Origin of the sequence: Parvibaculum sedimenti (assembly GCF_009184905.1) — a bacterium.
Classification (GTDB): Bacteria; Pseudomonadota; Alphaproteobacteria; order Parvibaculales; family Parvibaculaceae; genus Parvibaculum; species Parvibaculum sedimenti.
This window is the reverse complement of record NZ_WESC01000016.1, coordinates 48,957-74,743: the sequence shown is the minus strand read 5'-3', so window position 1 is coordinate 74,743 and position 25,787 is coordinate 48,957. Positions and strand designations below refer to the sequence as shown.

Annotated in this window: 28 protein-coding genes and 1 tRNA gene; 14 read left to right on the top strand and 15 right to left on the bottom strand. The window is 62.4% G+C overall.

Translation table 11 applies throughout. The annotated features are described in order from the left end of the window. Positions 1 to 18: 18 nt before the first annotated feature. Positions 19 to 1,587, bottom strand: coding sequence for a long-chain-fatty-acid--CoA ligase (locus F2P47_RS15460; protein ID WP_152217283.1), 1,569 nt, complete (start codon positions 1,585 to 1,587; stop codon positions 19 to 21). A 195-nt stretch (positions 1,588 to 1,782) separates the two neighbouring features. On the opposite strand from F2P47_RS15460, the gene F2P47_RS15455 reads away from it, so the two are divergent. The 5 genes from F2P47_RS15455 to F2P47_RS15435 all read left to right on the top strand — a co-directional run bounded on the left by F2P47_RS15455 (position 1,783) and on the right by F2P47_RS15435 (position 5,425). Then, the gene (locus F2P47_RS15455) at positions 1,783 to 2,334 is read left to right on the top strand and encodes a carboxymuconolactone decarboxylase family protein (RefSeq protein WP_152217282.1); all 552 of its coding nucleotides are present in this window, start codon (positions 1,783 to 1,785) and stop codon (positions 2,332 to 2,334) included. 5 nt (positions 2,335 to 2,339) lie between these two features. Continuing rightward, entirely contained in the window at positions 2,340 to 2,903 is a 564-nt protein-coding gene (locus tag F2P47_RS15450; RefSeq protein ID WP_152217281.1) for a carboxymuconolactone decarboxylase family protein, read from the top strand. Between the two features lie 104 nt (positions 2,904 to 3,007). Beyond that, entirely contained in the window at positions 3,008 to 3,982 is a 975-nt protein-coding gene (locus tag F2P47_RS15445; protein ID WP_152217280.1) for an MBL fold metallo-hydrolase, read from the top strand. Between the two features lie 101 nt (positions 3,983 to 4,083). Further along, on the top strand, positions 4,084 to 4,866 hold the full coding sequence (locus F2P47_RS15440; RefSeq protein ID WP_152217279.1) for a glutathione S-transferase family protein: 783 nt from the start codon (positions 4,084 to 4,086) through the stop codon (positions 4,864 to 4,866). Positions 4,867 to 5,026: 160 nt separating this feature from the next. Further along, entirely contained in the window at positions 5,027 to 5,425 is a 399-nt protein-coding gene (locus F2P47_RS15435) for a hypothetical protein (RefSeq protein ID WP_152217278.1), read from the top strand. Between the two features lie 83 nt (positions 5,426 to 5,508). Here the strand turns inward: F2P47_RS15435 and F2P47_RS15430 are convergent, their stop codons facing one another. Then, entirely contained in the window at positions 5,509 to 6,312 is an 804-nt protein-coding gene (locus tag F2P47_RS15430; protein WP_152217277.1) for an SDR family NAD(P)-dependent oxidoreductase, read from the bottom strand. 226 nt (positions 6,313 to 6,538) lie between these two features. Between F2P47_RS15430 and F2P47_RS15425 the strand changes: the two genes are divergently transcribed. After that, entirely contained in the window at positions 6,539 to 7,162 is a 624-nt protein-coding gene (locus tag F2P47_RS15425; RefSeq protein WP_343032319.1) for a TetR/AcrR family transcriptional regulator, read from the top strand. 86 nt (positions 7,163 to 7,248) lie between these two features. Next, positions 7,249 to 8,466 (top strand): LLM class flavin-dependent oxidoreductase, encoded by a 1,218-nt coding sequence (locus F2P47_RS15420; RefSeq protein WP_152217275.1) that lies wholly within the window; start codon positions 7,249 to 7,251, stop codon positions 8,464 to 8,466. Between the two features lie 68 nt (positions 8,467 to 8,534). Here the strand turns inward: F2P47_RS15420 and F2P47_RS15415 are convergent, their stop codons facing one another. Beyond that, positions 8,535 to 10,334 carry a long-chain-acyl-CoA synthetase gene (locus F2P47_RS15415; RefSeq protein WP_152217274.1) on the bottom strand — a complete coding sequence of 600 codons (1,800 nt, stop codon included), beginning with the start codon at positions 10,332 to 10,334 and terminating at the stop codon, positions 8,535 to 8,537. Between the two features lie 173 nt (positions 10,335 to 10,507). On the opposite strand from F2P47_RS15415, the gene F2P47_RS15410 reads away from it, so the two are divergent. Further along, positions 10,508 to 10,792 carry a sulfurtransferase TusA family protein gene (locus F2P47_RS15410; protein WP_152217273.1) on the top strand — a complete coding sequence of 95 codons (285 nt, stop codon included), beginning with the start codon at positions 10,508 to 10,510 and terminating at the stop codon, positions 10,790 to 10,792. Here F2P47_RS15410 and F2P47_RS15405 read toward each other — a convergent pair. The 3 genes from F2P47_RS15405 to F2P47_RS15395 form a co-directional block, all read right to left on the bottom strand. Further along, on the bottom strand, positions 10,789 to 11,358 hold the full coding sequence (locus F2P47_RS15405) for a GNAT family N-acetyltransferase (RefSeq protein ID WP_152217272.1): 570 nt from the start codon (positions 11,356 to 11,358) through the stop codon (positions 10,789 to 10,791). The genes F2P47_RS15410 and F2P47_RS15405 overlap by 4 nt on opposite strands. Beyond that, positions 11,355 to 11,711 (bottom strand): Spx/MgsR family RNA polymerase-binding regulatory protein, encoded by a 357-nt coding sequence (locus tag F2P47_RS15400; RefSeq protein ID WP_152217271.1) that lies wholly within the window; start codon positions 11,709 to 11,711, stop codon positions 11,355 to 11,357. Before F2P47_RS15400 ends, F2P47_RS15405 begins: the two co-directional genes overlap by 4 nt. 95 nt (positions 11,712 to 11,806) lie before the next feature. Then, a complete protein-coding gene (locus tag F2P47_RS15395) occupies positions 11,807 to 12,592 on the bottom strand; it encodes a Coq4 family protein (protein ID WP_152217270.1) in 786 nt (261 codons plus the stop codon). 107 nt (positions 12,593 to 12,699) lie between these two features. Between F2P47_RS15395 and F2P47_RS15390 the strand changes: the two genes are divergently transcribed. Together F2P47_RS15390 and F2P47_RS15385 are read left to right on the top strand one after the other, a co-directional pair. After that, a complete protein-coding gene (locus tag F2P47_RS15390; protein ID WP_152217269.1) occupies positions 12,700 to 13,395 on the top strand; it encodes a TetR/AcrR family transcriptional regulator in 696 nt (231 codons plus the stop codon). 7 nt (positions 13,396 to 13,402) lie between these two features. After that, a complete protein-coding gene (locus tag F2P47_RS15385; RefSeq protein WP_152217268.1) occupies positions 13,403 to 13,903 on the top strand; it encodes a GNAT family N-acetyltransferase in 501 nt (166 codons plus the stop codon). A 5-nt stretch (positions 13,904 to 13,908) separates the two neighbouring features. Here the strand turns inward: F2P47_RS15385 and F2P47_RS15380 are convergent, their stop codons facing one another. The 8 genes from F2P47_RS15380 to F2P47_RS15345 all read right to left on the bottom strand — a co-directional run bounded on the left by F2P47_RS15380 (position 13,909) and on the right by F2P47_RS15345 (position 21,235). After that, positions 13,909 to 14,688 carry a heme ABC transporter ATP-binding protein gene (locus F2P47_RS15380; protein WP_152217267.1) on the bottom strand — a complete coding sequence of 260 codons (780 nt, stop codon included), beginning with the start codon at positions 14,686 to 14,688 and terminating at the stop codon, positions 13,909 to 13,911. Next, complete coding sequence (locus F2P47_RS15375; protein ID WP_152217266.1) at positions 14,685 to 15,743, bottom strand: FecCD family ABC transporter permease; 1,059 nt, start codon at positions 15,741 to 15,743, stop codon at positions 14,685 to 14,687. The genes F2P47_RS15380 and F2P47_RS15375 overlap by 4 nt, the downstream gene beginning before the upstream one ends. Further along, positions 15,740 to 16,627, bottom strand: a complete 888-nt coding sequence (locus tag F2P47_RS15370; RefSeq protein ID WP_152217265.1) for a heme/hemin ABC transporter substrate-binding protein — start codon at positions 16,625 to 16,627, stop codon at positions 15,740 to 15,742. The genes F2P47_RS15375 and F2P47_RS15370 overlap by 4 nt, the downstream gene beginning before the upstream one ends. Then, positions 16,627 to 17,679: a hemin-degrading factor gene (locus tag F2P47_RS15365; protein ID WP_204886713.1), complete on the bottom strand. Its 1,053-nt coding sequence runs from the start codon at positions 17,677 to 17,679 to the stop codon at positions 16,627 to 16,629. Before F2P47_RS15365 ends, F2P47_RS15370 begins: the two co-directional genes overlap by 1 nt. Before the next feature lie 22 nt (positions 17,680 to 17,701). Then, positions 17,702 to 18,382, bottom strand: a complete 681-nt coding sequence (locus F2P47_RS15360; RefSeq protein WP_185681154.1) for an energy transducer TonB — start codon at positions 18,380 to 18,382, stop codon at positions 17,702 to 17,704. Positions 18,383 to 18,476: 94 nt separating this feature from the next. After that, on the bottom strand, positions 18,477 to 20,711 hold the full coding sequence (locus F2P47_RS15355; RefSeq protein ID WP_152217263.1) for a TonB-dependent hemoglobin/transferrin/lactoferrin family receptor: 2,235 nt from the start codon (positions 20,709 to 20,711) through the stop codon (positions 18,477 to 18,479). Between the two features lie 96 nt (positions 20,712 to 20,807). Continuing rightward, a complete protein-coding gene (gene hemP / locus F2P47_RS15350) occupies positions 20,808 to 20,981 on the bottom strand; it encodes a hemin uptake protein HemP (protein WP_152217262.1) in 174 nt (57 codons plus the stop codon). Between the two features lie 168 nt (positions 20,982 to 21,149). Further along, a tRNA-Leu gene (locus F2P47_RS15345) sits at positions 21,150 to 21,235 on the bottom strand. A gap of 149 nt (positions 21,236 to 21,384) precedes the next feature. Here F2P47_RS15345 and F2P47_RS15340 point away from each other — a divergent pair. Next, positions 21,385 to 21,966 (top strand): YqaA family protein, encoded by a 582-nt coding sequence (locus tag F2P47_RS15340; protein ID WP_152217304.1) that lies wholly within the window; start codon positions 21,385 to 21,387, stop codon positions 21,964 to 21,966. Positions 21,967 to 21,970: 4 nt separating this feature from the next. Here the strand turns inward: F2P47_RS15340 and F2P47_RS15335 are convergent, their stop codons facing one another. Further along, positions 21,971 to 22,696, bottom strand: a complete 726-nt coding sequence (locus F2P47_RS15335) for a phosphatase PAP2 family protein (protein ID WP_152217261.1) — start codon at positions 22,694 to 22,696, stop codon at positions 21,971 to 21,973. A gap of 181 nt (positions 22,697 to 22,877) precedes the next feature. Between F2P47_RS15335 and ybaL the strand changes: the two genes are divergently transcribed. From ybaL to F2P47_RS15320, 3 genes are all read left to right on the top strand, one after another. Then, complete coding sequence (ybaL, locus tag F2P47_RS15330; protein WP_152217260.1) at positions 22,878 to 24,599, top strand: YbaL family putative K(+) efflux transporter; 1,722 nt, start codon at positions 22,878 to 22,880, stop codon at positions 24,597 to 24,599. Between the two features lie 68 nt (positions 24,600 to 24,667). Continuing rightward, entirely contained in the window at positions 24,668 to 25,189 is a 522-nt protein-coding gene (locus tag F2P47_RS15325) for a disulfide bond formation protein B (RefSeq protein ID WP_185681153.1), read from the top strand. Beyond that, complete coding sequence (locus F2P47_RS15320) at positions 25,186 to 25,782, top strand: demethoxyubiquinone hydroxylase family protein (RefSeq protein ID WP_246176920.1); 597 nt, start codon at positions 25,186 to 25,188, stop codon at positions 25,780 to 25,782. The genes F2P47_RS15325 and F2P47_RS15320 overlap by 4 nt, the downstream gene beginning before the upstream one ends. Positions 25,783 to 25,787 lie beyond the last annotated feature (5 nt).

Below are 25,787 nucleotides of genomic sequence, written 5' to 3'. Positions count from 1 at the left end.
TATTTCCGTATTCTGGCGTCAGTTGACCATCCGCTCGCGGCCTTCCCAGTAGGGAGCTCTGAGTTCGCGGCGCAGAATCTTGCCGGACGGATTGCGCGGCAACGCCTGCACGATGTCGATGGATTTCGGCACCTTGAAGCCCGCGATGCGCGTCTTGGCGAAGGCAATGATGTCGGCCACCTCCACGCTCTGCCCCGGCTTCAGCACGACACAGGCTTTCACCGCCTCGCCCCAGCGCTCGTCGGGCACGCCGATCACGGCGACATCGGCGATGGCGGGATGGCCGAACAGCGCATTCTCGACTTCGGCCGGATAGACGTTCTCGCCACCCGAAACGATCATGTCCTTCACGCGGTCGTGAATGTAGAGATAGCCGTCCGTGTCGAAATAGCCGGCGTCGCCTGAATGGAACCAGCCGCCGCGCACAGCGTCCTCGGTCGCTTCGGGCCTGTTCCAGTAGCCCTTCATCACCATTCCGCCGCGGATGACGATTTCGCCGACACCGCCCTGCGGCACGTCTTCGCCCTTTTCATCGACGACTCGGATTTCCATGTTGGAATAAGGAATGCCGCAGGAGCGCAGCTTGCCCTTCGCCGGATCGTGGGCATCCGGCGGCAGATAGGTCGCACCGCCCGTCGTCTCGGTCAGACCGTAAAGCTGCACGAAGCCGGCATTGAAAGTCGACTGCGCCTGCCTCAACACATCTTCGGCAATGGGCGACGCGCCATAGAGAATCTGGCGCAGCGAGGAAACATCCGTTGTCTTGATGTTCGGCTGTTGGAGCAGGAACAGAATGACCGCCGGTACCATGAAGGCGATGTTGATCTTCTCGCTCTCGATGAGCTTCAGGATCACCTGCGGATCGACATCCTTCAGGATGACGTTCTTTGTGCCATGCACATGGCCGATAATGCCGATATTGACGCCCGCCACATGAAAAAGCGGCATGCAGACGAGGCAGACTTCGCGGCGCTTCCAGTCTGCCCAGCCCGACGCCTCGCCCGCCTCGAAGGTGGCAAGATAATTCCGGTTGGTGAGCTGCACACCCTTGGGATGGCCAGTGGTGCCGCTCGTATAGAGCTGGATCACATCGTCGTCGATATGAGCGGGCAGCATGGGATCGGCTGCGGGATATCCATCGCGCCACTCGTCGAAGGAGATCCAGTCGCTGCGTCCGCCATCGAGCGCGATGACGCGCTTCACGCTCGGGCACTCGCTGAGCACCTGCTGGATCACATCGTAGAATTCGGCGCCGACGAAAACGATTTCCGTCCGGGCGTCGTTCAGCACATAGGCGACTTCGGGCGGTGCAAGGCGCCAATTGACGCCGACGACAACAGCTTTCGCCTTCACCGCGCCATATAGCATCTCGTAATAGCGATCCGAATTCTTGCCGATGAAGCCTACACGCGCGCCGGGCTTGCAGCCTTCGGCAATGAGGCCCTGCGCCACGCGGCTCGCCCGCTTGTCGAGCTCCGCGTAAGTCGTCACGCGACCCTCAAAGACCTGCGCGACGTCGTTCGCCGCGGCCTTGGCCTGCGCACGCGTAATATCGGCAACCGAATGAATATGCTCGCGATCGAACATCGGCGCTCCTCCCAAAGCGGAAATGTCTGCCCGGCCCTTTCGGCCAGAATTCTTGTTGGACCAGAGTGTAGCGACGATTGGGGCCGGGGCAAGCGGACGCCGGAAGCCCGCTCACGCTTCCCGCTGGACGCTGCGTAACTTCGCCCCCAAACTGGCCCCAATAAAAATAAGGTCATCCAGTCAGGGAGGTTCAGATTGGCCCGCATACCGTATTTCGACCCGGCCAAGGCCGAAGGCCGCGCCAGAGACGCCTATAGCAAACTGCCGCCGCTCAACATCTTCAGGATGATGGGCCATTCGGGCGACATGCTCGACGGCTTCGTGAAGCTGGGCAACCAGATCCTGATGTTCGGCAAGCTCGATCCGATCCTGCGGGAGATCGCCATCGTCCGCGTCGGCGTGCTGTCCAACGCGAAATACGAGGTCTATCAGCACGAAGAGATTTCGCGCCGCCTCGGCATGTCCGAAGAGAAGATCAAGGCGATCCATGAGGGGCCGGACGCCAAGGTCTGGAACGAGATGGAGCGCCTCGTCATGCGCTTCACGGACGATGTGGTGCTGCATGTTCGCGCATCGGACGCGACCTTCAAGCCGCTGGAGGAGCGGCTCTCCTATGGAGAGCTTCAGGAACTCGTGATCGCCATCGGCTTCTACATGATGGCCTCGCGCTTCCTTGAGAATTTCGATGTCGATATTGAGGAAACGCCGCCCGCGAAGGGCGTCGAACTCCCCGGAATGAAGAGCTGACACCCATGGCGCGCCTGCCCTATCCAGATCCGAAAGACCTGCCGGAAGATGCCCGCAAGCTTCTGGAAACGCTGCCGCCGCTCAATATCTTCCGCATGATCGCGGGGAGCGGCGCATCCTTCGTACCCTTCATGGCGCTGATCAACGCCTATCTGAACGAGGGCACGCTGGACGATGAGCTGCGCGAACTCGTGATCCTTCGCGTCGGCCATCTCTGCGGCTCGGCTTACGAGTTGCACCACCATGTCCGTGTCTCGCGCGGGCTCGGGCTTTCGGAAGCGCGCATCGCGGCGACGGCGGGCACGCTGCCTAGTCCGCATCTCAGCGAGGCGGAGAACGCGGCCCTCGCCTTCGCGGACGATCTCGTCGCCCATGTGAAGGCGGACAAGGCGCTCTTCGATGCGGCGCGCAAGCATCTCGGCGATACCGGCATCCAGGAGCTCGCCATCATCGTCGGCGTCTATCTGCTCGTCTGCCGCTATCTCGAAACCTTCGAAATCGAACTCGAGGAAAAGGAAATCGAAGGCGACTCACTTGAGGACATCAAACGGAGTCTGGAGTCACAATAACCGTCATGGCCCGGCTCGTCCGGGCCATCCACGTCTTCTTCTTGCAGAAAGAAAGGCGTGGATGCCCCGCATGAAGCGGGGCATGACGAAAGGGAGGGAGAGGAATGAGTCTCGGCAATCCGCGCTTTCAATACACGAAGGGCCTGCACGATCTCGGCAATGGCGGCTATGCCTGGCTTCAGCCGGATGGCGGCTGGGGATGGTCCAATGCCGGGTTGATCGTCGATGGGGCTGAGTCGCTGATCGTCGACACGCTGTTCGACGTGCCTCTGACGCGCGAGATGCTCACCGCCATGCGGCAGGCGGAGCCAAAGGCCACCACGCAGATCAAGACCGTGGTCAACACGCATCACAATGGCGACCATTGCAACGGCAATGAATGCTGTCAGGGTGCGGAGATCATCGCGCACAAGCTCGCAAAGGAAGCAATGACGCATGAGCCACCGCAACTGCTCGCGGGCTTTCTCGATCTCGCGCCGCAGCTCGGCGATCTCGGCCTCTTCATCAAGAAGGCCTTCGGCCCCTTCGATTTCAAAGGCGTGACGCAAACGCTCCCGACGACAACTTTCGAAACCGAAATCACGCGGCATGTGGGCGACAAGCTGGTGAAGATCATGCATGTCGGCCCCGCGCATACGCCAGGCGACGCGCTCGTCCATGTACCTGCCGACAAGGTCGTCTTCACCGGCGACATTCTCTTCATCGAGGGTCATCCGATCATGTGGGAAGGGCCGGTGGCGAACTGGATCGAGGCTTGCGACCGCATCCTCGCCATGGATGTCGAAACCATCGTGCCGGGCCATGGCCCGATCACCGACAAGCGCGGCGTGAAAGCTGTGCGCGATTATCTCGTCTATGTGAGAAACGAGGCGCGGCGGCGCTACGACGCCGGGCTCACGGCTTTCGAAGCGGCGCAGGATATCGACATGTCTGATTACGACAGCTGGGGCGACGGCGAGCGCATCGTCGTCAACGTCGCAACGCTCTACAAGGAATTCACAGGCGACGATACACCCAATGACGCCGCGTTTCTCTTCGGTCAGATGGCCGCGATAGCCAAGGCGAAAGGCCGCCTCTGACGGCGCTCACAAAGGCGTGAACCGCAAATTCCCGGAACGCCTGGACAGGCACCGTACGAGAACCGACGATCGCGGCCATTCGAAATTCCGGGGAGACCGCCATGATCACGCTTTATGAGCATCCGCTTTCGCCTTATGCGCAGAAGGTGAAGATCGCTCTGCGGGAAAAGGGCATCGACTTCGCGTTGAAGGTGCCCGGCGGCATCGGCGCGGGCGGCGCGGCGGGCGAATTCATAGAGGCCAATCCGCGCGCCGAGGTGCCGCTGCTGATCGACGGAGAGGCTCATATTTTCGATTCGACCATCATCCTCGAATATATCGAGGACAAGTGGCCTACCCCGCCGCTCTTGCCGCATACGCCCGTTGAACGGGCGCGCGTTCGCACGATCGAAGATGTCTGCGACACGCATTACGAAGCGATCAACTGGGGGCTCGGCGAAATCTCCTGGTTCCGTCGCGCCGAGGGCGAGCTTGCCGAGACGTTGCGCGAGCGCGCCGCCGAACAAACGGAAAAGCTGCATGCCTGGCTTGAGCGTCAGCTCGGCAAGAGCGACTGGTTCAACGGCGCGTCTTTCGGTTGGGGCGATCTCTCCGTCGCGCCTTACGTCAATGCCTCCATCGGCTTCGGCAATGGGCCCGACGAAGGCTCGACGCTCGGCCGCTGGCTTGCGCGGGCACGAACACGGGAAAGCGTCGCGCTGACGATGAAGGAGGCCTCCGCCTCCATCGCCGGCATGGAAGTCGTCGCAGGAATTCTCGATCAGGGCCTTTTCAAACGCGAATATCGCGACCACCGCCTCGAATGGATGGTGAAGTCGGGCGGCATCGAAGTCGTGCTGAAGGGTATCGAGAGGAACAACATCCGTTTCACGGAATTCGAGTAAGTCGCAACGACCGCGCACAGCCGACGCGACATCGGGCAACGGGGACGAAATTTGCCCGTAATCCCGGCCCAAATCCCCCCAAATTTAATCCGTTCATGCCGACAGGAATGCCGGAGACCGACGTATAATGCATGACAGTTTTTCGTGCAGAGGAGACGTCATGACAATCGTCGCCCGTAAGGCAAAGCTGGCCCTGTTTGCCGCCACCGCACTCGCAGCCGCGACGCTCGCCGTGGCGCCTGCTTCAGCGCATGGTCATGTAAGCGTCGGAATCGGCTTTGGCTTCCCGCTCTTCGCCGGACCGGCCTGGGGCTATTACGATCCCTACTACTATGCGCCGCCGCCCGTGGCCTATTACCCGCCGCCGGTGGTCTATGCGCCGCGCCCGGTCTACTACCGCGAGCCGATCCAGGCGGAGCCGACCTCGCCGGTCTATCGCGACTCCGGCGGGCAGTATTGCCGCGAATACCAGACGACTGTTCGCGTCGGCGGCCATTACGAAAACTCGTATGGCACCGCCTGCCAGCAACCCGACGGCAGCTGGCGCGTGGCGAACTGAAATCGCACCAACTCTGTGAGGCAACAAAGGCGGAGACTGCATAGCGGTCTCCGCCTTCTTCATTTCCTAAACTTCGCTTTGGCTCAGCGCGCGGTGATGCCGCCGTCGATGACGAGTTCCGAACCCGTCATGTAGCGCGATTCATCCGAGGCAAGGAACACGATGCCCGCCGCAATATCCGACGGCAGGCCCGCATAGGCGAGCGGCGCCATCTGGGCGATCGCATTGGCATCGACCGCGTTCGCGCCTTCGGGGAGGATATCCGTCCCAAGCGCGCTGGTGCCGCCCTGCGGTATCTTCTGCCAGATCGCCGTGTCGATGATGCCGGGATGAACCGAGTTCACGCGCACATTCATCTTGGCCTGGGCGCATTCGAGCGCCACGGCCTTGGTGAAAAGGCGAACCGCGCCCTTGGTCGCGCAGTAACCCGCGAGGCCCGCGGCGCCCTGAAGGCCAGCAACCGAAGAAATATTGATGACCGAGCCGCCGCCCGACGCCGCGATCAGCGGAATGCCGTGCTTCACGCCGAAGAAGACGCCGTCGACATTGATCGACATCTGACGGCGCCAGTCTTCATAGGCCATCGTGAAGATATCGGCGCCGATGCCGATGCCGGCATTGTTGACGAGGATGTGGAGCGCGCCCTGGTCCTTCTTGATCGCCTCGATCACCTCGGCCCAGCGCGCCTCGCTCGTCACATCCTGATGATGCGTGGCGATCTTGCCGCCCGCCGCCTTGACCTGATCGGCCGTCTCGGCGAGGCCCTTGTCGTCGATATCCGTCGCGACCACAAAGGCGCCTTCCGCCGCCAGCGCCAGCACCGCGCCGCGGCCGATGCCGCTGCCCGCGCCCGTCACCAGAGCCACTTTTCCACTGACCCGTCCCATGCCGTTCTCCCTTTTCATATGCCGGGGCTTGTGCCCCTTTGCCTTTGTCTTAGGGTATAGGCCCTAGACCGGGCAACGCGATTTTACGCAGCGGCGTTCTTGCTGCAGCGCACCGATGGCTAGCAGATCAAACGGTCTTGGCAAATACTGTACTTCGGTCTAGTTTTTCTCGGCGCGGGAGAGAGCCCCATGAAGCGGGCCAGGCGCATGGCGGAGGGAGAGCCCCATTAGCAATCTTGAGGCACTGGAAGAGGCGCCCGTCGGCGGAACGCGGCGCGCTCGCAAAAAGGAGCGCACGCGGCGGGAAATCTATCGCACCGCGATGCAGCTCTTTGGCGAGCGCGGCTATGACGGCGTGACCATTGAGGACATTTGCAACGGCGCGGGCGTCGCAAAGGCGACCTTTTTCCTCCATTTCGAGAACAAGGCCGCGCTGCTGCAGGAGTTCAACGACGAGGTGACCCAGTCTCTCGCCGATCAACTGGCGGGGCATAACGGCACGGCGGAGGAGCAACTCCTGTTTCTCCTCGATGCCTTCCTCGAAGCCTATGAACGCAACGCGCCGGTGATGCGGAAAATGCTGCGCGAATTCATCGATCAGCCGACCGCGCTCACACGCGCCGCGACCGTGAACGAAAGCGTCATCGACATCGTGACGGACATCGTGCGCCGCGGCCAGAACAGGGCTGAACTGCGCGAGGAGATGCCACCGGAACTGGCCGCTGTCGCCATTGTCTCCACATGGAGCACCATCGCCGCCTTTTCGACCGAACACCCGGAAACGGATGCCGGCCTCGCCAGCCGCCAGATCATCGACATCATGCTCAATGGCCTGAAGAAGAAAGCCTGAAAAGACTGCAGGTGGACAAAGCCCGAAAGCCGCGCTTTGATCCACGGCACAAGAATTCAAGAACCGAAAACGCTAGGGAGAAATACATGCTCGGACAGAAACTGCGCTTCGGCGCCTTCATCGCGCCGTTCCACCCGCTCGATGAAAACCCCACCCTCGCGCTGGAGCGCGACATCGAACTCGTCCAGTGGATGGACCAGCTCGGCTATGACGAAGCCTGGATCGGCGAACATCACTCCGCAGGCTATGAGCTGATTGCCAGCCCCGAGCTCTTCATCGCCACGGTTGCCGAGCGCACGCGCAACATCAAGCTCGGCACGGGCGTGTCGTCGCTGCCCTATCACCACCCGCTGATGCTGGCCGACCGCATCAACCAGCTCGACCACATCACGCGCGGCCGCGTCATGCTCGGCGTCGGCCCGGGTTCGCTGCCCTCCGACGCGATCATGATGGGCATCAACCCGCTGAAGCAGCGCGACATGATGGACGAGGCGCTCGACGCGATCGTTCCGCTGCTCCGCGGCGAAACCGTCAACATGAAGACCGAATGGTTCGAGCTGAACAATGCGCGCCTCCAGATGACGCCCTGGTCGCGGCCTTCGGTCGAGATCGCGGTGGCAAGCCAGGTCTCGCCGACCGGCGCGACGGCGGCGGGCCGCCATGGTCTCAGCCTGCTTTCCATTGGCGCGACATCCGCCGGCGGCTTCAACGCGCTTTCGACCAACTGGGCGATCTGCGAGGACACGGCGAAGGACAACGGCAAGACCGTCGACCGCTCCGGCTGGCGCCTCGTCGGCCCGGTGCATATCGCCGAGACGCGCGAAAAGGCCCGCGAGAATGTGCGCTTCGGCCTCGACAAGTGGCTCTACTACTTCCGCGAAGTGGCGGCACTCCCGCTCGCGCCGACCGATGGTTCGGACCCCGTCGATGCGCTCATCGCCTCGGGCATGGCCGTCATCGGCACGCCGGAAGACGCTGTTGCCCAGATCGAGCGCCTGCAGCAGCAGTCGGGCGGCTTCGGCTGCTTCATGCAGCTCGCGCATAACTGGGCGAACTGGGAAAACACCAAGCGCTCCTATGAGCTGATGGCGCGCTATGTCGCCCCGAAGTTCCAGAACCTCAATGACAATCGCGACGTCTCGCTCAACTGGGCCAAGGACAATCGCGAAAGCTTCATGGGTCAGGCAATGATGGCCGTCGGCGCCCGCGTCGCCCAGCATGTCGAGAAGAAGGGCACGGAAAACATCCGCCCGGAAATCCTTGCCGCGATGGGCCTCAACAAGAAGACGGACGCGGCGCAGTAAGTCCAGCCTGCGGAAATGCAAAAGGGCGGCTCTCGCAAGCCGCCCTTTTTATTTGGAACCGATTGCGCTCAGATCCTGATCTCGCCGCCGCAGATGCGCTCATAAAGCGCCGCGTCGAGCGGCACGAAATGGCCGTCCACGGGCGAGCGGAAATAGATCGCGTCCTCGACCTCGCGCGGATCGAAGCCTTCCTTCACCAGCTCGACCTTGCGCTGCTTGAACGTGCCCGTGATCTCCATGCCGCCGCTCATGCGGATGAAGAGGGGCCGCGCATATTCGGGCAGTTCCTTGTCGATATGCTTCTGGAACCTGTCGATGTCGAACGCATTGTCGGCCACGATCGTCGCCATGCCGGCGCGACCGTCCGCACCCGGAACATGAACGCCATAGACATTGGCTTCCTGAATGCCAGGGAAAACGGAAATCGCTTCCGAGACTTCCGCCGTCGAGACGTTCTCGCCCTTCCACCGGAAAGTGTCGCCGATGCGGTCGACAAAATAGAAATAGCCGAGCTCGTCCTGCCGCAGGAGATCGCCGGTGCGGAACCAGGCGTCGCCCTTTTCGAAGACGTCGCGCAGGATCTTCTTCTCGGTCTCTTCCTTTCGGGCATAACCATCGAAGCGGCCCGTAGGGGTGTTGGGATCGGTCGATATCTTGCCGATCGCCTCGCCCGCTTCGCCTGGCCCGCATTTGATGCAGAAGCCATCGGCCCCACGCACCGGCATTTCGGCTTCGAGATCGAAGCGCGCGAGCTCGACATTGAAGCGCTTCTTCGCCCAGCCCGGAATGCGGCCCACCGAACCCACCGTGCCGTCATAATTCATCAGCGCCACATTGCCTTCGGTCGCGCCATAGAATTCGAGGATATGCGGCACCTTGAAGCGCTTCTGGAAGGCCGGCCAGATTTCCGGGCGAAGCCCGTTGCCGATCGCAAGACGAATCTTGTGCCTGTTTTCCTTGGGCTGCTTTTCGGTGTTGAGCAGGTAGCGGCAAAGCTCGCCGATATACTGGAACATCGTCGCATCATATTTGCGGCAATCGGCGAAAAATTCGCGCGCCGAGAATTTGCGCCGGATGATGATCGAACCGCCAACCGTCAGCGTCGTACCCACCGCGCAAACGCCGCCAGCAGAATGATAAAGCGGCATAGCGATATACATGCGGTCGCTTTCCGTCGCATTCGCGCCCGCCGAGAAGCCGTTCATCATCGTCAGCACACGCGCATGGGTCAGGCGCGCGGCCTTGGGATTGCCGGTCGTGCCGCTCGTATAGATGAAGAGCCCATTGTCGTTGAGCGTCACGCCCTTGCGCGTGTCAGCGGGCAGCGGATCGCCCGATTGCTGCGCAAGCGCCGCATCGAGGTTCTGCATGCCGACAATCTGCGCGCCCGTCGCCCATACGGTGAAGGGATGCTCGAGCTGATCGACGGCGGTGGCATAGGCGTCGGCAAGTTCGGAGCCAAGCACAAGATGCGTCGCACCAGAGATATTGAGGCTATGCGCGAGCGGACCCTTGACGAGATTGTTGTTGATGAGGGCTGCCGACGCGCCCGCCTTCATGATGCCGAGCCAGGCGATGACGTATTCCGCCCGGTTTTCCATCAACAGCGCGACCACATCGCCGCGACCGACGCCTTGCGCCATTGCCCAGCGCGCATAGCGGTTGGCGGCCTCGTCGAGCTCGCGGAAGGTGATCTTGCGGTCTTCGAAATAGATCGCGGCGTTGTTGGGCTTTGCCTTCGCGATTTCTTCGAACATGTCGGGGAAGGTCCGGTCCGGCGTCTTGTAGATGTCGCCGACCCGTTTCAGGGTTCTGAGCGCCGCCCGGACATAGATGATCTCGTTCCTGATCCGCCTGAAAAATCCCATTCCGCGCTCCAGTTTCCCCAACGTATTCCGCACTTGTTTTTCGCGCGCCTGTTATGCCCGCCAAGGCTCCGCAAGGTCAAGGAAAGCCCATATACAGGGGAAATGGCCCTAGCAGGGGTGACAGAGGCGGTTTTAGGGGCGATTATCCGGCCCGTTTCAAAGAGAGGATGCGGATGGGCGACGCCCCTGAAAATGCGGTCGGCGAAGAGTGCGGCCCGGAAGTCTTGCTTGATGTGATGGGGCAGAAATGTCCGATCCCGGTGCTGCGCGCGAAGAAGCGGCTGGAGAGGCTGGAGCCCGGAAGGCTCGTCCGCATCTTCACGACCGACCCCGTTTCGCGCATCGACATTCCGCATTTCTGCGCAGAGGCAGGCCACGAACTCGTCGAAACCCGCGACCGGGGAACCTGGGTCGAATTCCTGATCCGGCGTGGATCGGAAATCAGCCAGACCGACTAATCGAGAAACTCCTCGGCGAGGATGGCGTAGAGATATTCATCACGCCATTCGCCCTGAATGAGCCGCGACTGGCGGAACGCCCCTTCGCGGCGCATGCCAAGCTTTTCCATGACGCGGGCGGACGCCCGGTTGCGCTGGTCGCAGCTCGCCACAATGCGGTGGAGCCCCAGTTCCACGAATCCCGCCTCCATGAGCGCACGCGCCGCCTCTTCCGCAAGCCCATAACCCCAACAATCGGGATGGAGCACATAGCCGAGATCGCCGGTGCGGTTCACGCGGTCGAGAAGGTGGAGGCCCACGCCGCCGATGACCTGCCCTTTCGGCTTCAGCGTCATGGCAAGGTCGAAAAAAATGCGGGGGCGCGCCGCTTGATCTTCCAGAAAACCCTCGACTGCCTCGCGGCTCTGCGCCGGCGAGTTCGGGCCCCAGATCATGAAACGCGCAACCTCCGGCAGCGCGGAATAGGCATGCACGGCATCGACATCGGATTTTCGAAATTCGCGCAGCACGAGGCGCGGCGTCTCGATCGGAAGCGAGAGCGGAGCCTGCGCGCGCGACCGGATCATGCCCCGAACACCGCAGCGAGCGCCGCCTTCTCGGGCTCGCGGAAACCCGAGACGATCATCTTGCCCACCACAAAGACCGGCCGCTTGATGAGCGTGGGATTGGCTTCGAGAAGCGCGATGGCTTTCGCCTCGGTCGAAATGTCCTTCTCGTCGTCGGCAAGGCCGCACCAGGTCGTGCTCGCCTTGTTGACGAGTTTCTCGATGCCGACCGCCTTCACGAAGCGGGTGATGTCGCTCTTTGAAATGCCATCGGCCCGGAGATCGACGAAGCGATGCGCGATCTTCTCCTGCCCGAGCCAGGAAAGCGCCTTGCGGCAGGTGTCGCAGTTCTTCAGACCGTAGACGATGACCAAGGGACCCTCACATGACGAAGCCCCGGAGTTCCTTCCGGGGCTTGTCAACATATCAGGCCGCGAGGGCGCAAAAAACCCGCCAGGCGATTTAGGGATCAGGCAGCTTGCCTCGTCGTCAGGCCCAGGTCCCTCTCCCTTGCCGTGGTAACGGGTTCGATGTGCCGATAGATCGCCGGCGGCTGGATTCCGAGCTCGCGGCGCACCTCCTCGAGCGGCCTGTCGAGGAGCGCCTCCCAATCGGCCATCGGCAACCAGCTTGCCGCCTTGCCGTGGCGATAGCCCTCGCGGACCGCCTTCCAGATGCCGAGCCCGGGCACCTTCTTCGACGTGACGCGGGCGCCCACCAGCACGATGAAGCCGACGCCGCGATTGCGCATCTGCGCATAGGTGAAAGCGAGTAGACAGAGTTCGCCGAGTCCGTCGCGGCCATAGCCGGAGGTCACATGCCAGAGGTCATGGGCGTCGCGCAGGCGGTCGCGAAAGAGGCGCGCATCCGCCGGCATGTCGCGATAATAGCGCGGCGCTTCTTCGCTCGCGGCGACGAGACCGTCCGCCGACAGGTTTTCTTCCGCCATGAATTCATAATAAGTTCGACCGAGCGTGCCCTCGGGCAGCTTCGAAAGCCGTTCGCGATCATTGAGCAGCGAGATCAGGTCGCGCTTTTCCAACACGATGCGGCGGCCCATTTCGCTCGCCATGAAGCGATTGAACATGCGCTCGTCGGAACCGCCCGAAAGCGCATCGATGATCTTGAAGACCTGACCCGTATCTTCCTTGTCGGCGATGAGCGCGCGGATCGCGCGGATCGCCTTCAACGGCTCGATACGCTTGCGGCGCGGGCGCATCCCGGTCGCATTTGTCACGCTACCAGTCATCGTCATAGGTGGACGTCCCTTGATAAGATGGCAAAAATCGCGCTCTGATCGCTTAATGAGATATGTTATACTGACATGATTGTCAATATCTACCAAAGGGGAAATATTTCACGGTGAGTACCGCAGAGAAGACGGAGATTCTCCCGACCGACATTGCGACCGAAACCCGGCAGGCGCCGAAGCGCGTCCGCCGCTCGGCCGAAGAGGCGCGGCGGCTGATCCTCGACGCCGCGGAGAAGCGGCTGGCGACACAGGGACCGGAAGGCATCCGCCTTCAGGACATTGCCCGCGACGTTGGCATCTCCCATCCGGCGATCCTGCACCATTTCGAAAGCCGCGAAGGCCTCGTCCGCGCGCTGATCGCGCGGACCTCCGCCCAGTTTCGCGACAAGATGCTCGGCGCGCTTCAAGACCGAAACGGCCACCAGCTCGAAGCGGGCGAGCTGATCGAAAGCGTCTTCGAGGCCCTGAGCGATCGCGGCACGGCGCGCCTTCTCTCATGGATGATGCTGACCGACCGGTTGACGGAAGCAACCAGTTCGCGCGCGCTGATGACGGAAATCTCGAACGCGATTCACAGCCGCCGCGTCAAGGAAGCCGAGAAGAACGCCGCACCGACTCCCGACCGCGAAGACACGATGTTCATGGCCATGTTGACGGCAAACGCTGCTTTCGGCGACGCCATCATCGGCCGCCATCTCGCCGAGGAGGCGGGACTCGACCATGACGGCATCATCCGCTTCCGCCGCTGGTTCGCACAACTCCTCGCGGAACATGCCGAACACCACGATCATCAGCGGAAGGACTGAGGCCGCGATGACTTACATCGTCCGGCCCGCAACCTCAGACGATCTTCCCGGCATTCTGCTCATTCATAACGATGCGGTACGAAATACCGCAGCGATCTGGATGGACGAGGAAGCCGACCTTGCCGACCGCGCTGCATGGCTTGCCGATCATATCGATCACGGCTTTCCGGTATTGGTCGCCGTCCAGGGTCATGCCGTGCTCGGCTTCTCTGCCTATGGGCACTACCGCCCGCGCAGCGGCTACCGGCACACGGTCGAGAACTCGATCTATATTCATCCCGACGCCCGCGGGCGCGGACTGGGCTTCGCGCTGATGAAGCCACTGGTCGCCCATGCGCGCGCAGACGGCCACCATGTCATGATGGCCTGCATCGAGGCGCAGAATACGGCGTCCATAGCCCTGCATGAGCGGCTCGGATTCCGCGAGGTTGGGCGGATGCCGGAAGTCGGACGCAAATTCGGCCGCTGGCTCGATCTCGTGCTGATGCAACTCATGCTCGAAGCCTGACGCCATCAGGCAAGAATGGCCTTCGAGCCGTCCGCCCTGGTCATAATCTCGACCGGCGTCATGAAACAGGCGGAGAGATTTTCCTGCGTCAGCACCTGGTCCTTCTCGCCCGCCGCCATCACGCGACCGTTGTCGAGAAGCACCACATCATCCGCATAGTCGGCCGCGAGGTTGAGATCGTGAAGCACGGCGAGCACGCCGATCCCCTCGCCAGCGAGACGGCGAGAGGATTCAAGCAGCAAGCGCCTGTGCCGTAAATCCAGCGCCGAGGTCGGCTCGTCGAGCATGAGATAACGCCGAACGCTCACGCCATTTTCGCGCCGCCATATCTGCGCGAGCGCACGGGCGAATTGCACCCGCTGACGCTCACCACCTGAAAGCGTGCGATAGAGGCGCGACCACAAAGGCTCGATGCCGCTCTGGCAGCGAGCGGCGAGACACGCCTCATCATCGTCCAGCGCGTCGCGCGTTGCGCGGAAAGGCAGCCGCCCCAACGCCACGACCTCCGCGACTGTGAAATCGAAATCGAGCGACGAATGCTGCAACAGAACCGCGCGGCGCTTCGCCAGCGCGAGGGGATCGAAGCTCTCCATCGCCTCGCCGTCGATCTCGACGCTGCCGCCATCCGGCCGATGTTCGCCCGAGAGCAACGAAATCAGCGTCGACTTGCCCGCACCGTTCGGCCCGAGCAGCGCCGTGACGCGGCCCGGACGAATGGCGAAGGAAACGCCATCGACGATGTTTCGCGCGCCAATACGCAGCGCAAGGTCTCTCGCTTCGATCATGCGCCAAGCCCCTTCCGGCGCAGGAGCAGCCAAAGGAAGAACGGGCTGCCGATCAGACTGGTGACAAGGCCAATCGGCATTTCGGCTGGCGCAACGATGACGCGCGCACCGCAATCGGCGACGAGAAGCAGCACGGCGCCGAGAAGCGCCGAGCCCGGCAGCACAACCCGGTGATCCGGCCCCGCCGCCATGCGCACGAGATGCGGCACGACGACGCCGACGAAGGCGATGATGCCAGAGACGGCAACCGACGCGCCGACCGCCAGCGCGCCCGCAATCATCACGACGCGCTTCAACCGCTCGATGCTCACGCCGAGATGATGCGCCTCGCGCTCGCCGAGCAGCATTGCATTGAGCGGCGCCGCGCAACGCAGCAGCATCAGAACGGCAAGGATGACGAAGGGCGCGGAAAGCGTCACGCCGGACCAGCCGCCCTTGGCGAGACTTCCCATGGTCCAGAAGGTGATCTCGCGCAGCTGCGAATCGTCGCTGCTATAGATCAGAACGCCCATGATCGCGCCCGCCATGGCATTTATGGCGATGCCGGCGAGAAGCAATATGCCCGTCGCCGCGACGCCGCGATGATGGGCGAGACGCTCAGTCGCGAAGGTTGCCGCAAGCCCGCCGAGAAAAGCCGCGACGGGCAGAAGATGCGGATCGGCCGCGAGCGGCAGAAGCGCGATGAGCAGATGCCCAAGCACAATCACCGATACGGCGCCAAGCGCCGCGCCGCCGGAAATGCCGATAAGACCCGGATCGGCGAGCGGATTGCGGAAAAGCCCCTGCAGCGCCGCGCCGGAAATGCCGAGCCCCGCGCCGACGAGTATGGCCAGCACCGCGCGCGGCAGACGCAAGCCGAGGACAATGGCTGCGGCCTGACTATCCGTCTCGAAGCCGAAGAGAACGCGCAAAACCTCGCCCGCCGGTATCTGCATTGCGCCGATACCGAGCGCCAGGAGGAAAGCAAGGCCGAGCAGCATGGCCAGACCGCCCAGCAAGACGGCGCGCGGCAACCGCCGCAAGGCCGGCGGTCTTGCTACGCGCGCGACACTCATTGTTGTTTCGTCCATTCGCGCACCGGCAGAGGCGGAAATTTTGCCTCCGGGTGAAACTCCACGGCGAGATCGCGCAGTGCATGGGCGAGACGTGGCCCGAAGCTCAGACTATAGGTGCCGTCGATGACGATGAGCCGCTTGTTCTTCGCAGCGGGCGTCCGGGAGATCCCGGGCATCGCATAGACGGCGCCCTCGCCACCCAGCGCATCCACCGTGTCCTTCATCATCACAATGATTTCCGGCGCGGCGGCAATCGCCGCCTCGGGCGAGAGTGGCTTGTAGCCCTTGATCTGCCCAACCGTGTTGACGCCACCTGCAAGCCGGATCATGGCATCTGCCGCAGTTCCTGCACCCGCCGCCATGGGCGCGCCGCGCCCCGCCTGCAGCACAAAGAGCACGCGAGGATGCGTCTTTGCTGCAGCCACCTCGTTCTTCACCACCGCGAGATCGCTCGCGACAGTGTCGGCCACCTTCTCGGCTTCCGCCTCACGGCCGAGCGCCTTGCCGATCTCGCGAATGCGCGCCACGGCCTCTTCGGGCGTATAGCCCTCATGGAGGCGGACGATACGGAGCCCCGCCGCTTCCGCCTGATCGAGCGCGGCAGGCGGGCCTGCCTCCGGCCCTGCGATCATGACATCGGCCTTGAGCGAGAGCAGACCCTCTGCAGCGAGAGTCCGCACATAGCCCACATTCGGTAGCGCCTTCGTCCTTTCGCGCGGGAAGACGCTCGACTGGTCGATGCCGACCAGTTCGTCGCCCGCGCCGAGAGCGAAAACCGTCTCCGTCGCCGCAACGCCCACGGAGAGAATGCGCTTCGGCGCCTCCGCATGAGCGGCCCCGGCGGCGAAGAAACTCAGCAACACAACGGCAACGACGTTTTTCATCAGGCGGCGACCTTCTCAATCGCATCTGCGACGATGGCGCGCCAGGCCTCGTCTTCCGGTTGGCCCGGCTTGCGCTTGCCGAAAAGCGTGGCAATCGCGTCGCCCTGAGCATCGAAGAGTTCGAGCGAAGTCACGACGCCATCCTCGGTCGGCTTCCAGACGATCCATGCGCTGGCGATGTGATCTTCGCGCAGATGCAGGTTGAACTTCTCGTCAAGCACGTTGAACCAGGGACCCATGGGCTTGAGGTTCACGACGGGACCTGTGTGGATCTGGATCATGCCCGGATTGCCGACGAAGACCATGATCGGCGTTTCCCGCGCGGCCGCATTCGACAGAACGCCGCGCAGTGTCGTCGCATCGACGGGCATAGCCCGGCGGATGCCCGCAAGGCGCAGGCCCTGAACGCGCTGGACCTTGAACTTGTTCAGCAGCCCATGGAACTCATGCGTGTCCTTCAGTGCATCCCAGGCAGCATGAAGGCCCGGCACATCGATCTCGCTGTCGGACAACATGGCTTCACGCGCCGGGAGTGCTTCAATAGCGAGCGAAGCGCGCGGTTCGTCGCTCGCCCACTTCGTGACCAGACGGTCGAAGGCGGCAATATCGGATTGATCGGTGAGATAGATCTTGTGAATGGCGTCGCCCGCCGCATCGAAGAACTGAAGGCTGCGGCGCAGACCCTGTTCTGTCGTCTCGATGACACCGAAGCCGAAGCGCCACTGGCTGAGGAAAATGCGCAGGTCGATATCATCGCCGACGATCAAGGCGACATGCGCGTTGCCGCCAACCTTGCCATAGACGCCCTTGCGCTCATGCACACAAGACTCGTTGCGCGTCAACGCCATGACGTAGCCGAGCGTCGGAACATCGGCGATGATGGAAAACCATTCCGGCTTCAGCCGCGTCGCCTCGGCGTCCTCGCGGCCCAGCGCCATGAGCTCGGCCTCGCTGATGCCGAGCTTCGCGGCGAGATCGCGGGCGCGGAGGCGCGGCTCCTGCGCGAGAATGGTGTCACGGCGCGTCTTGAGCTCGTTGAACTGCATTGTCATGTCATCATCTCCTTAAGTGAAATCAGTTGAGTTGAAAGCGGACTGGAATCTCGACCCATGCGACCGTCGCGTGTCCGTTCCTCCGTGCAGGCTCGAACTGCCAGCGGCGCACCGCCGCCAGCGCCGCATTGTCGAGAAGCGCAAAGCCGGAGCTTTTCCAGATCAGGACCTCTTCGGGATCGCCATCCGGATCGAGACGCGCATGAACCAGCGCCTCGCCCTCCTGTCCCAGCTCGCGCGCACGCTTCGGATAGGCGGCCGGTCGCGGTGGGCTTCGGAAGCGCGGACTGGTGATAACGAGATTGGTCGTCGCGCCGCCATTGGCGGTCTGAACATCCGCGCTCGCTGCGCTGCTTGCCTGCACAACGCTTGCCGCATGCGATGGACTCTCGCCCGTTGCCGGTTGCAACTCCGCAGGCTCCGCCTTGGCCACGGGCGCGATCTTCTCCGCTGACCTGGCAAGAGCCTTCGCGGCCTTCACCGGCTTGGGCGCCACCTTCTTTTCGACAGGCTTCCCGACCGGTGTAGTGACGGGCATCTCCGGCCGCGCGGCTTCACGCGGCATGGTGATGAAGACGACGTCTATCACTCTCGCGGTATCGGCAGCCTTCCTCTCATCCAACAGGCGCGACGTGGAAGAGGTGGAGATCGCGGCAGCAACCGCTCCTGCATGCAGTGCAAAGGCAGCGACCAATCGCAGCATCGGGCCACGCAGCCTCATGAGGCGGGGAGAGGAACGGCCCCCCGCCTCATGAAAGCCAGCACTGCCAATTGCCACGAAGGCCACGGCCTGCTCCCTAGAACCGGATCGTCGCGTTGACGCCGAAATTCCGGCCAACCTGCGCATAACGATCGATGACGGTGCTCGATTCCGTGACGCCCTTCACATCCTGGGACACGAAGTATTTCTCGTCCGTAAGGTTGAAGACGCCCGCATTGATAGTGAAAGTCGGCATGACTTCGACATAGGCGGTGAGGTCGAGCACGGTGTAGCTCGGCGCGCGGAAATAGTTCGCATCGCTTACGCGGGTATGCCGCCAGGCATGGGTGGCCGTGAATTCCGCGCCCCAGTTCTCTCTCTGATATTTCAACCCGGCGACAAGCTTCACCGGGTCGACACTGTCGATGGCCTGATGTGTGTCTTCATCCTCGCCATAGGCATAGGCGATGCTGCCGAGCAGCGCCCATTCCGGCAGGAAGCGATAGTCGCCTCGCGCTTCCGCACCATAGATCACGACGTTGGACAGGTTCTGATACTGGAAGGCCGTCAGACCGCCGGGCAGCGTTCCCGCGGGAAGCGTCACCGTCTCGATGAAGTCTTCATACTTGTTGTAGAAGACCGAGGTGATGAAGCTCGAACCGCTCGCATATTTGCCGCGCAGACCAAGCTCGACGCCGTCGCTCTGCTCGGGCTTCAGGTCCGGATTGGGAACGACGCCGTAGAAGTAGGAATAGTTGATGAAGGTCTGGTTCGCGCTGTCATAGGGCGGAATGCGGAAACCATGGGCATATTGCGCGAAGCCCGTATATTCGTCGCTGAACGCATAGGTCAGGCCGAGCTTGGGCGAGGCATGCCACTTCGAGAACTTCTCGACATCGAGCGCGTTCGAGTTCTCGAAGAGCTGATCCGGATGTGGCGTCATCCGGTAGTAGTCGAGACGCACGCCGGGCAGGACGGCGAAATTGCCGAAGGTGATCTTGTCCTGAACATAGGAGCCGAACTTCAGCAGGCTGTTGTCCGGGAAGGTCTTGTTGGGAAACAACTCACACATGCCGGGGCCGGTGCAGATGTTCGAGGTCGAAACGCCCGTGGTCGTGTTCGTGTCGGTGCGATAACGCGGGCGCTCCGTATCCGAATGCTCGACATTGAGGCCGTACGTGAACTCATTCGCGAGGCCGAATATTTTCGCCGCCGAATTGAACTGGGTCTCGGCGCCGAAGATTTCCTGTGTGAAGCCGAGATCGGTCACGCGGAAGGTCGCGCCGCTGCTGCGAAGCTGCTCCTGATGTTCGGTGCGATCGACCTTCGTATAGAAGATCTTGAACTCGCTACGGTCGATAAAGCCGAGCGGCGCGTCGTGGATGTAATCGAGGCTGACGCGATTGCGCTTCGTATCGTCGTCGGAGGTGGACGACAGGACGGTGCCGGAAAGATCCGTCCGGACATTCGTGAACTGATTCTTCTTCGTGAACTCGCCTGTCAGCTTGAGCGTGTCGACGGTCGTGGGCGTGAAGACCAGCTTGCCGAGGAAGTTGTCCGACGAATAGTCCTGCGGATTGTAGAGAGCGCCGCCGGCGACCGATCCATTCGGTTCCACCTCGTGGCCGTCGCGCCGCGTGTAAAGGCCAAGCACTTCGAAATCGCCCGCCCGCATGGCGCCCGTCGCCGTCTCGGCAAAGCTGTCGTCGGCGCTGCTATAGGCGCCCTTGAGGCTCGCGAACCAATCCTTGCCGACGAGATCGAGATAGTCAGAGGGGTCCTTGGTCACATAAGAGACGACGCCGCCCAGCGCGTCGCTGCCGTAGAGCGCCGATGCCGGACCACGGACGATTTCGATCCGCTTCAGATTGTCGAGATCGACGAAATCGCGCGTGTACCCGCCCGAGGCCGAGTTCGACTCCGGCATGTCCGGCACGTCGAGGCCGTCGATCAGCAGAAGCACGCGATTGTCGCCGATGCCGCGGATCGTGTAGCTGGACGAGCCCGTCCGCAAAGGCTGGTTGCCGACGGAGACGCCGGGCTCATAACGGATCGCGTCGCGCGGGTTGCGCGCATTCATGCGCTCGAGGTCTTCCGCGTCGATGACGGACACGGTCGCCGGAACGTCGCCCAGCGCTTCCGCGTTGCGCGTTGCCGTGGTCGTCACTGCGTCAAGCTGTGTCGCGTTCCGCGTCTTTTCGGCTTTTGCCGGAGCTGTCGACTCGATTGCCGTCCCAGCGGGTTTTGTCGCCGCGTCCTCAGCCTGCGCCGTGGAAAATGCGACGAGCGACGTCGTCAACAATAGAAATGCAGTAAGCCTGTACCGTGCCATGTTCAGTTCCAAGATGCGTTTTGAAAAGCAATCCTGGCTGGCTGCACTCCCGCAGGAGCGAACTGGCTGGCTTGGTTGCCGCGAATGTCGCGAGGGCTATTTGATGAGAATGAGCTTGTTGCTGCCTGTTATGCGGAGCCGATAGCGCTCGCCGCCGTGGTCGATGATGACCTCGCGACGCCCCCCGAAAAGCAGATGACTGGCGACCGACCGCTCTGCCGGCCTTGCTCCGGCGGCTACGCCCGGGTCCGGTGGAGCCTCATTCTTCATTTCCGTTGCCTTTAGATGCGAATGACTCTTAGTATCAACACGCGAGCCAAAGCGCAACAGAAACTTACAAAAAAGTCATGTGCCGCGATCCGGCGGTCGACGAGGCCAGGAGAATGAACCGAATGGACGGGGAGCGGGATGACGAGCGTGCTCAAGTCATCGAGTGTTTGGTGCCCCTGGCCGGACTCGAACCAGCACGCCCGTGAAGGCAACAGATTTTGAGTCTGCCGCGTCTACCATTCCACCACAGGGGCTCCCGAAGCGCGGGCGCATGATAGTCGGCGGGCGCGCGCGATCAAACAAAATGTATCGCCCCCGCGTGAGAAAGACCGCGCGAACCGGCGCGATGGACACCGCGCGGCCAAGCCTGCTACATGCAAAGCCTCCACAAAAGGTGCTTCAGATGCTGCGCGGGCTCTACAACTGGACGATCCGGCTTTCCGCCCACAAGAACGCCCATTGGGCGCTTGCGGCCGTCTCCTTCGCCGAAAGCTCCTTCTTCCCGGTGCCCCCCGACGTCATGCTGGTGCCGCTGACAGTCGCCCGGCCGGACCGCGCCTGGTTCTACGCTGCCGTCTGCACCGTTTCTTCCGTCCTCGGCGCGCTGCTCGGCTATGCGATCGGCTATCTTCTCTACGATACGATCGGGCACTGGCTGATGAGCCTTTACGGCTATACCGACAAGGTGGAGGAATTCCGCGCGCTCTATGCGAAATGGGGCGCCTGGATCATCCTCATCAAGGGCCTGACGCCGATCCCATACAAGATCGTCACCATCGCCTCGGGCTTTGCTGGCTACAATCTCTTCTGGTTCGTCGTGCTGTCGATCATCACGCGCGGCGCGCGCTTCTTTATCGTCGCCGGCATCCTCAACCGCTATGGCAACCCGCTGAAGGAATTCATCGACGAGAATCTCGGCCTCGTTGCAATTCTCTTCGTCGGATTGATCGTCGCGGGCTTCCTCATTGCGCGCTATGTGATCTGACGCCTCAGAGACGCGATAGCGGGCGACGAAGCATCGGTGCATCGCCCTGGCGCAGGACGAACGGCGCGATGAGCAAAACCGCCGCAATGCCGATATAGGATCCCACCACCACATCGCTCAGATAGTGATTGGTCATGACAACGCGCGTCGCCGCGATCATGGCTCCGGCAAGGCTGATGCTCCGCCAGCGCTTCGGCAGGGCCAGCGCCAGAACCGTCGTCACAACGAAGATCGTCTGCGAATGGCCTGACGGAAAACTGTCCAGCGCATGGCGGAACTGAAAAGGCTCGAAGCCATATTCGGACCGGCCGAAGAGATCGCGCGGACGATGACGGCCCGCGAGAATCTTCATGAGATTGACGATAGCGCCAGAGGCCGCCAGCGACAGCAGGAACAGAAAACTCAACCGCTGCGCCCTGGCGAAAAGCGCCTCGAAGCGGGGCGCGAAATGCGCGCGCCGAGCGATAGTCGCGAAGATGATGAGAAGCAGCGCACCGACGACACAGCCGGTGCCGATGCCGAGGTCCGTGAGCGCGCGCATAATATCGGCCGGCACGCCCGTCACATTGGCCTTCATCAGCGTGGCAAGCGCCGGATCAATGGCGATTGTCGAAGCAGCAGCGAAAAGAAGAACCGGAGCCGCCACCTGAACAATGAGCGGAAGCGCAAAAAAGCGCGCCCCTTCGCGAGCCAGCTCCACGCCGCCCACGGCAATGCTTTGAGTATCCAAGAGTAACGCCCCCGCACATACCGAAGGCCGAACCTGCCTCCGCCTCAGCTCTTAACAATCGCGGATGGCGGAATGGACACAGGCATATGAAGGTTTCGATTTTCGGGAGGCCCTTGGCCGCATTTTGGTCAATTTATGTGTATTCTTAAGCTCCATCTCATCCGACACGCTCTGGAGGCGCATGGAACACCAAACCCCGCTCATTGCCGCAATCGTCGGCGGTCTGGTGCTCGCCTTCATCTTCGGCGCAATCGCCAATCGCTTCCGCCTGTCGCCTCTGGTCGGCTATCTGCTCGCAGGCGTGGTCGTCGGCCCTTTCACGCCCGGCTTCGTTGCGGATCAGACGCTGACGCTGCAGCTCGCAGAAATAGGTGTCATCCTTCTGATGTTTGGCGTCGGCCTCCATTTCTCGCTCAAGGACCTTCTCTCGGTAAAAGCCATCGCGATCCCCGGCGCGCTCACGCAGATCGCCGTGGCGACGCTGCTCGGCATGGCGCTCGGATGGGCGCTCGGCTGGCCCATCGGCATGGGGCTCGTCTTCGGGCTCGCGCTTTCCGTCGCGAGCACCGTCGTGCTGCTGCGTGCGCTTCAGGATCGCCGCATCGTCGAAACAGAGCGCGGCCGCATCGCCGTCGGATGGCTCATCGTCGAGGATCTCGCCATGGTGCTGACGCTGGTGCTGCTGCCCGCCCTTGCCGGGTTGTTGCAGGCCGCGGGAACCGCAGGCAACGAACTCGACCTCTATGAAATTTCAAAGGCCGTCGCACTGACGATTGGCAAGATCGCCGCCTTCGTCGCCCTGATGCTGATCGTCGGGCGCCGCTTCATCCCCTGGGTTCTGCACGAGATTGCTCATACCGGCTCGCGCGAACTCTTTCGCCTCGCGGTTCTCGCCATCGCGCTCGGCGTCGCCTATGGCGCAGCGCTTCTCTTCGGCGTCTCCTTCGCGCTCGGCGCCTTCTTCGCGGGCATGATCCTGAGCGAGTCGCCGTTGAGCCAACGCGCCGCGGAGGAGACGTTGCCGCTGCGCGACGCCTTCGCCGTGCTCTTCTTCGTCTCGGTGGGCATGCTCGTCGATCCGCGCATCCTGCTGACGGATCCACTACCCCTCATCGCAACGCTCGCCATCATCATCATCGGCAAGTCGGTCGCCTCCTTCTTCATCATGCGTGCCTTCGGCCATCCGGTTTCGACAGCACTCACTATTTCGGCGAGCCTCGCCCAGATCGGCGAATTCTCCTTCATCCTCGCCACGCTCGGCGTCACGCTGCACCTTCTGCCCGAACGTGGGCGCGACCTGATCCTCGCTGGCGCGATCCTCTCGATCATGCTCAACCCGCTCTTCTTCATGGCGCTCGAACGGTTGAAGCCGGTTCTCGAAAAAGTCTGGCCGCGCGAAGCTGCGGACGAGGCCCGACCCGACGTCGGAGGAGCCCCCGAGGTGACGCCGACCGATCTTCGCGGCCATGCCGTCATCATCGGCTTCGGCCGCGTCGGCGGGCTGGTCGGGAAAAGGCTGCAGCAGGCGGGCATCCCCATCCTTGTCATCGAGGACACGGTGGGCGTCGCGGGCAGGCTGCGCCAGCGGGGCTACGCGGTGCTGGAAGGAAACGCCGCGAATTCGGCCATTCTTGATGCCGCGAATCTCCCCGCCGCGCGCTGGCTCTTCGTTGCCATCCCCAATGCTTTCGAGACGGGACAGGCGGTCGAGCAGGCCCGCAAGGCAAATCCCTCGCTCGAAATCATCGCCCGCGCCCATTCCGACGCAGAGATCGACTATCTCCGCCAGCACGGCGCGAATCTCATCATCATGGGCGAGCGGGAAATCGCCCGCGGCATGATCGAGCATGCGCTGGGAGAGGGCGCCAGCGGCAATATGAAAAGCGCGCCTCGGCCGGGCTGATGCTGCGCCGCTTCCATGCGGCGGAAAGCCTCTCGTCCTTCGTCCCAAGCCGTGGTTCAATGCGCCCCATGCTTGACCGTATTCCGCCGCTCACCATCCCCTGGATCGTTCTCGCCGTCAGCGTCGCAACGCTGGGCGGGGCCTATTTCTTTCAATATGCGCTCGGCTATCAGCCCTGCCATCTCTGTCTGATCGAGCGCATTCCCTATGTCTTCGCCATCGGCGCGGCGCTCTGTGCAGGGGTCCTTTCGCGCGAGGCCAATCTCGGCATCGGGCCGGTCGTGCTGCTTGGCCTCTGCGCGGCGGCCTTCGCGATTGGCGCGGGCATTTCGGGCTATCACGCGGGCGTCGAATACAAGTGGTGGGCAGGCCCTTCGGACTGCACGTCGAGCGGCCTCGTCGCGAACTCGCTTGCCGATCTGCAGGCGCAGATTCAGGGCGGCACCCGCGCGCCCCAATGCGACAAGGCGGCCTGGACGCTTTTCGGCATCTCGCTGGCGGGATTCAATTTCTTCATCTCGCTCGCCCTCTTTGCGCTTTCGGCACTCCCCGTGCTGCGCTATGAGCGCGAAGCGCATGGAATGGAATGATGCCGAGACAGCCCGAGAGAAAGCCGAAACCCACACCCCGCAGCGCGCAGCCCGGCCGGTCGATAAGCAAAACGATTGAGGAAATCGTTCGCGTCGATCATGCGGGCGAATATGGCGCGGTGCGCATCTATTCGGGCCAGCTCGCCGTCTTCAAATATCTTCCCAACAAGCAGGAGACAGTGGAGTCCCTGACACGCATGGAGAAGGAGGAGGAAGTCCACCTCGCCCGCTTCAACGACCTCATCAATGAGCGCGGGGTAAGGCCCACAGCCTTCGCGCCTATCTGGCATGTGGCGGGCTTCGCGCTCGGTGCGGCCACGGCGCTCATGGGCGAGAAAGCCGCCCATGCCTGCACGGAAGCCGTCGAGACCGTGATCGACGAACACTACAGGAACCAGATCGCGAAGCTCGAAACCATGAATGCCGACGAGAAAGACCTCATCGACACGATCGAGCGTTTTCGCCTTGAGGAAGTGCAGCATCGCGACGAAGCGATCGAGAAAGGCGCAAAGGAAGCGCCTGCCTATGCGCTTCTTTCCGGCCTCATCGGCGCCGGTTGCCGACTGGCGATCAGGCTGTCGGAGAAGGTTTGAGCGGC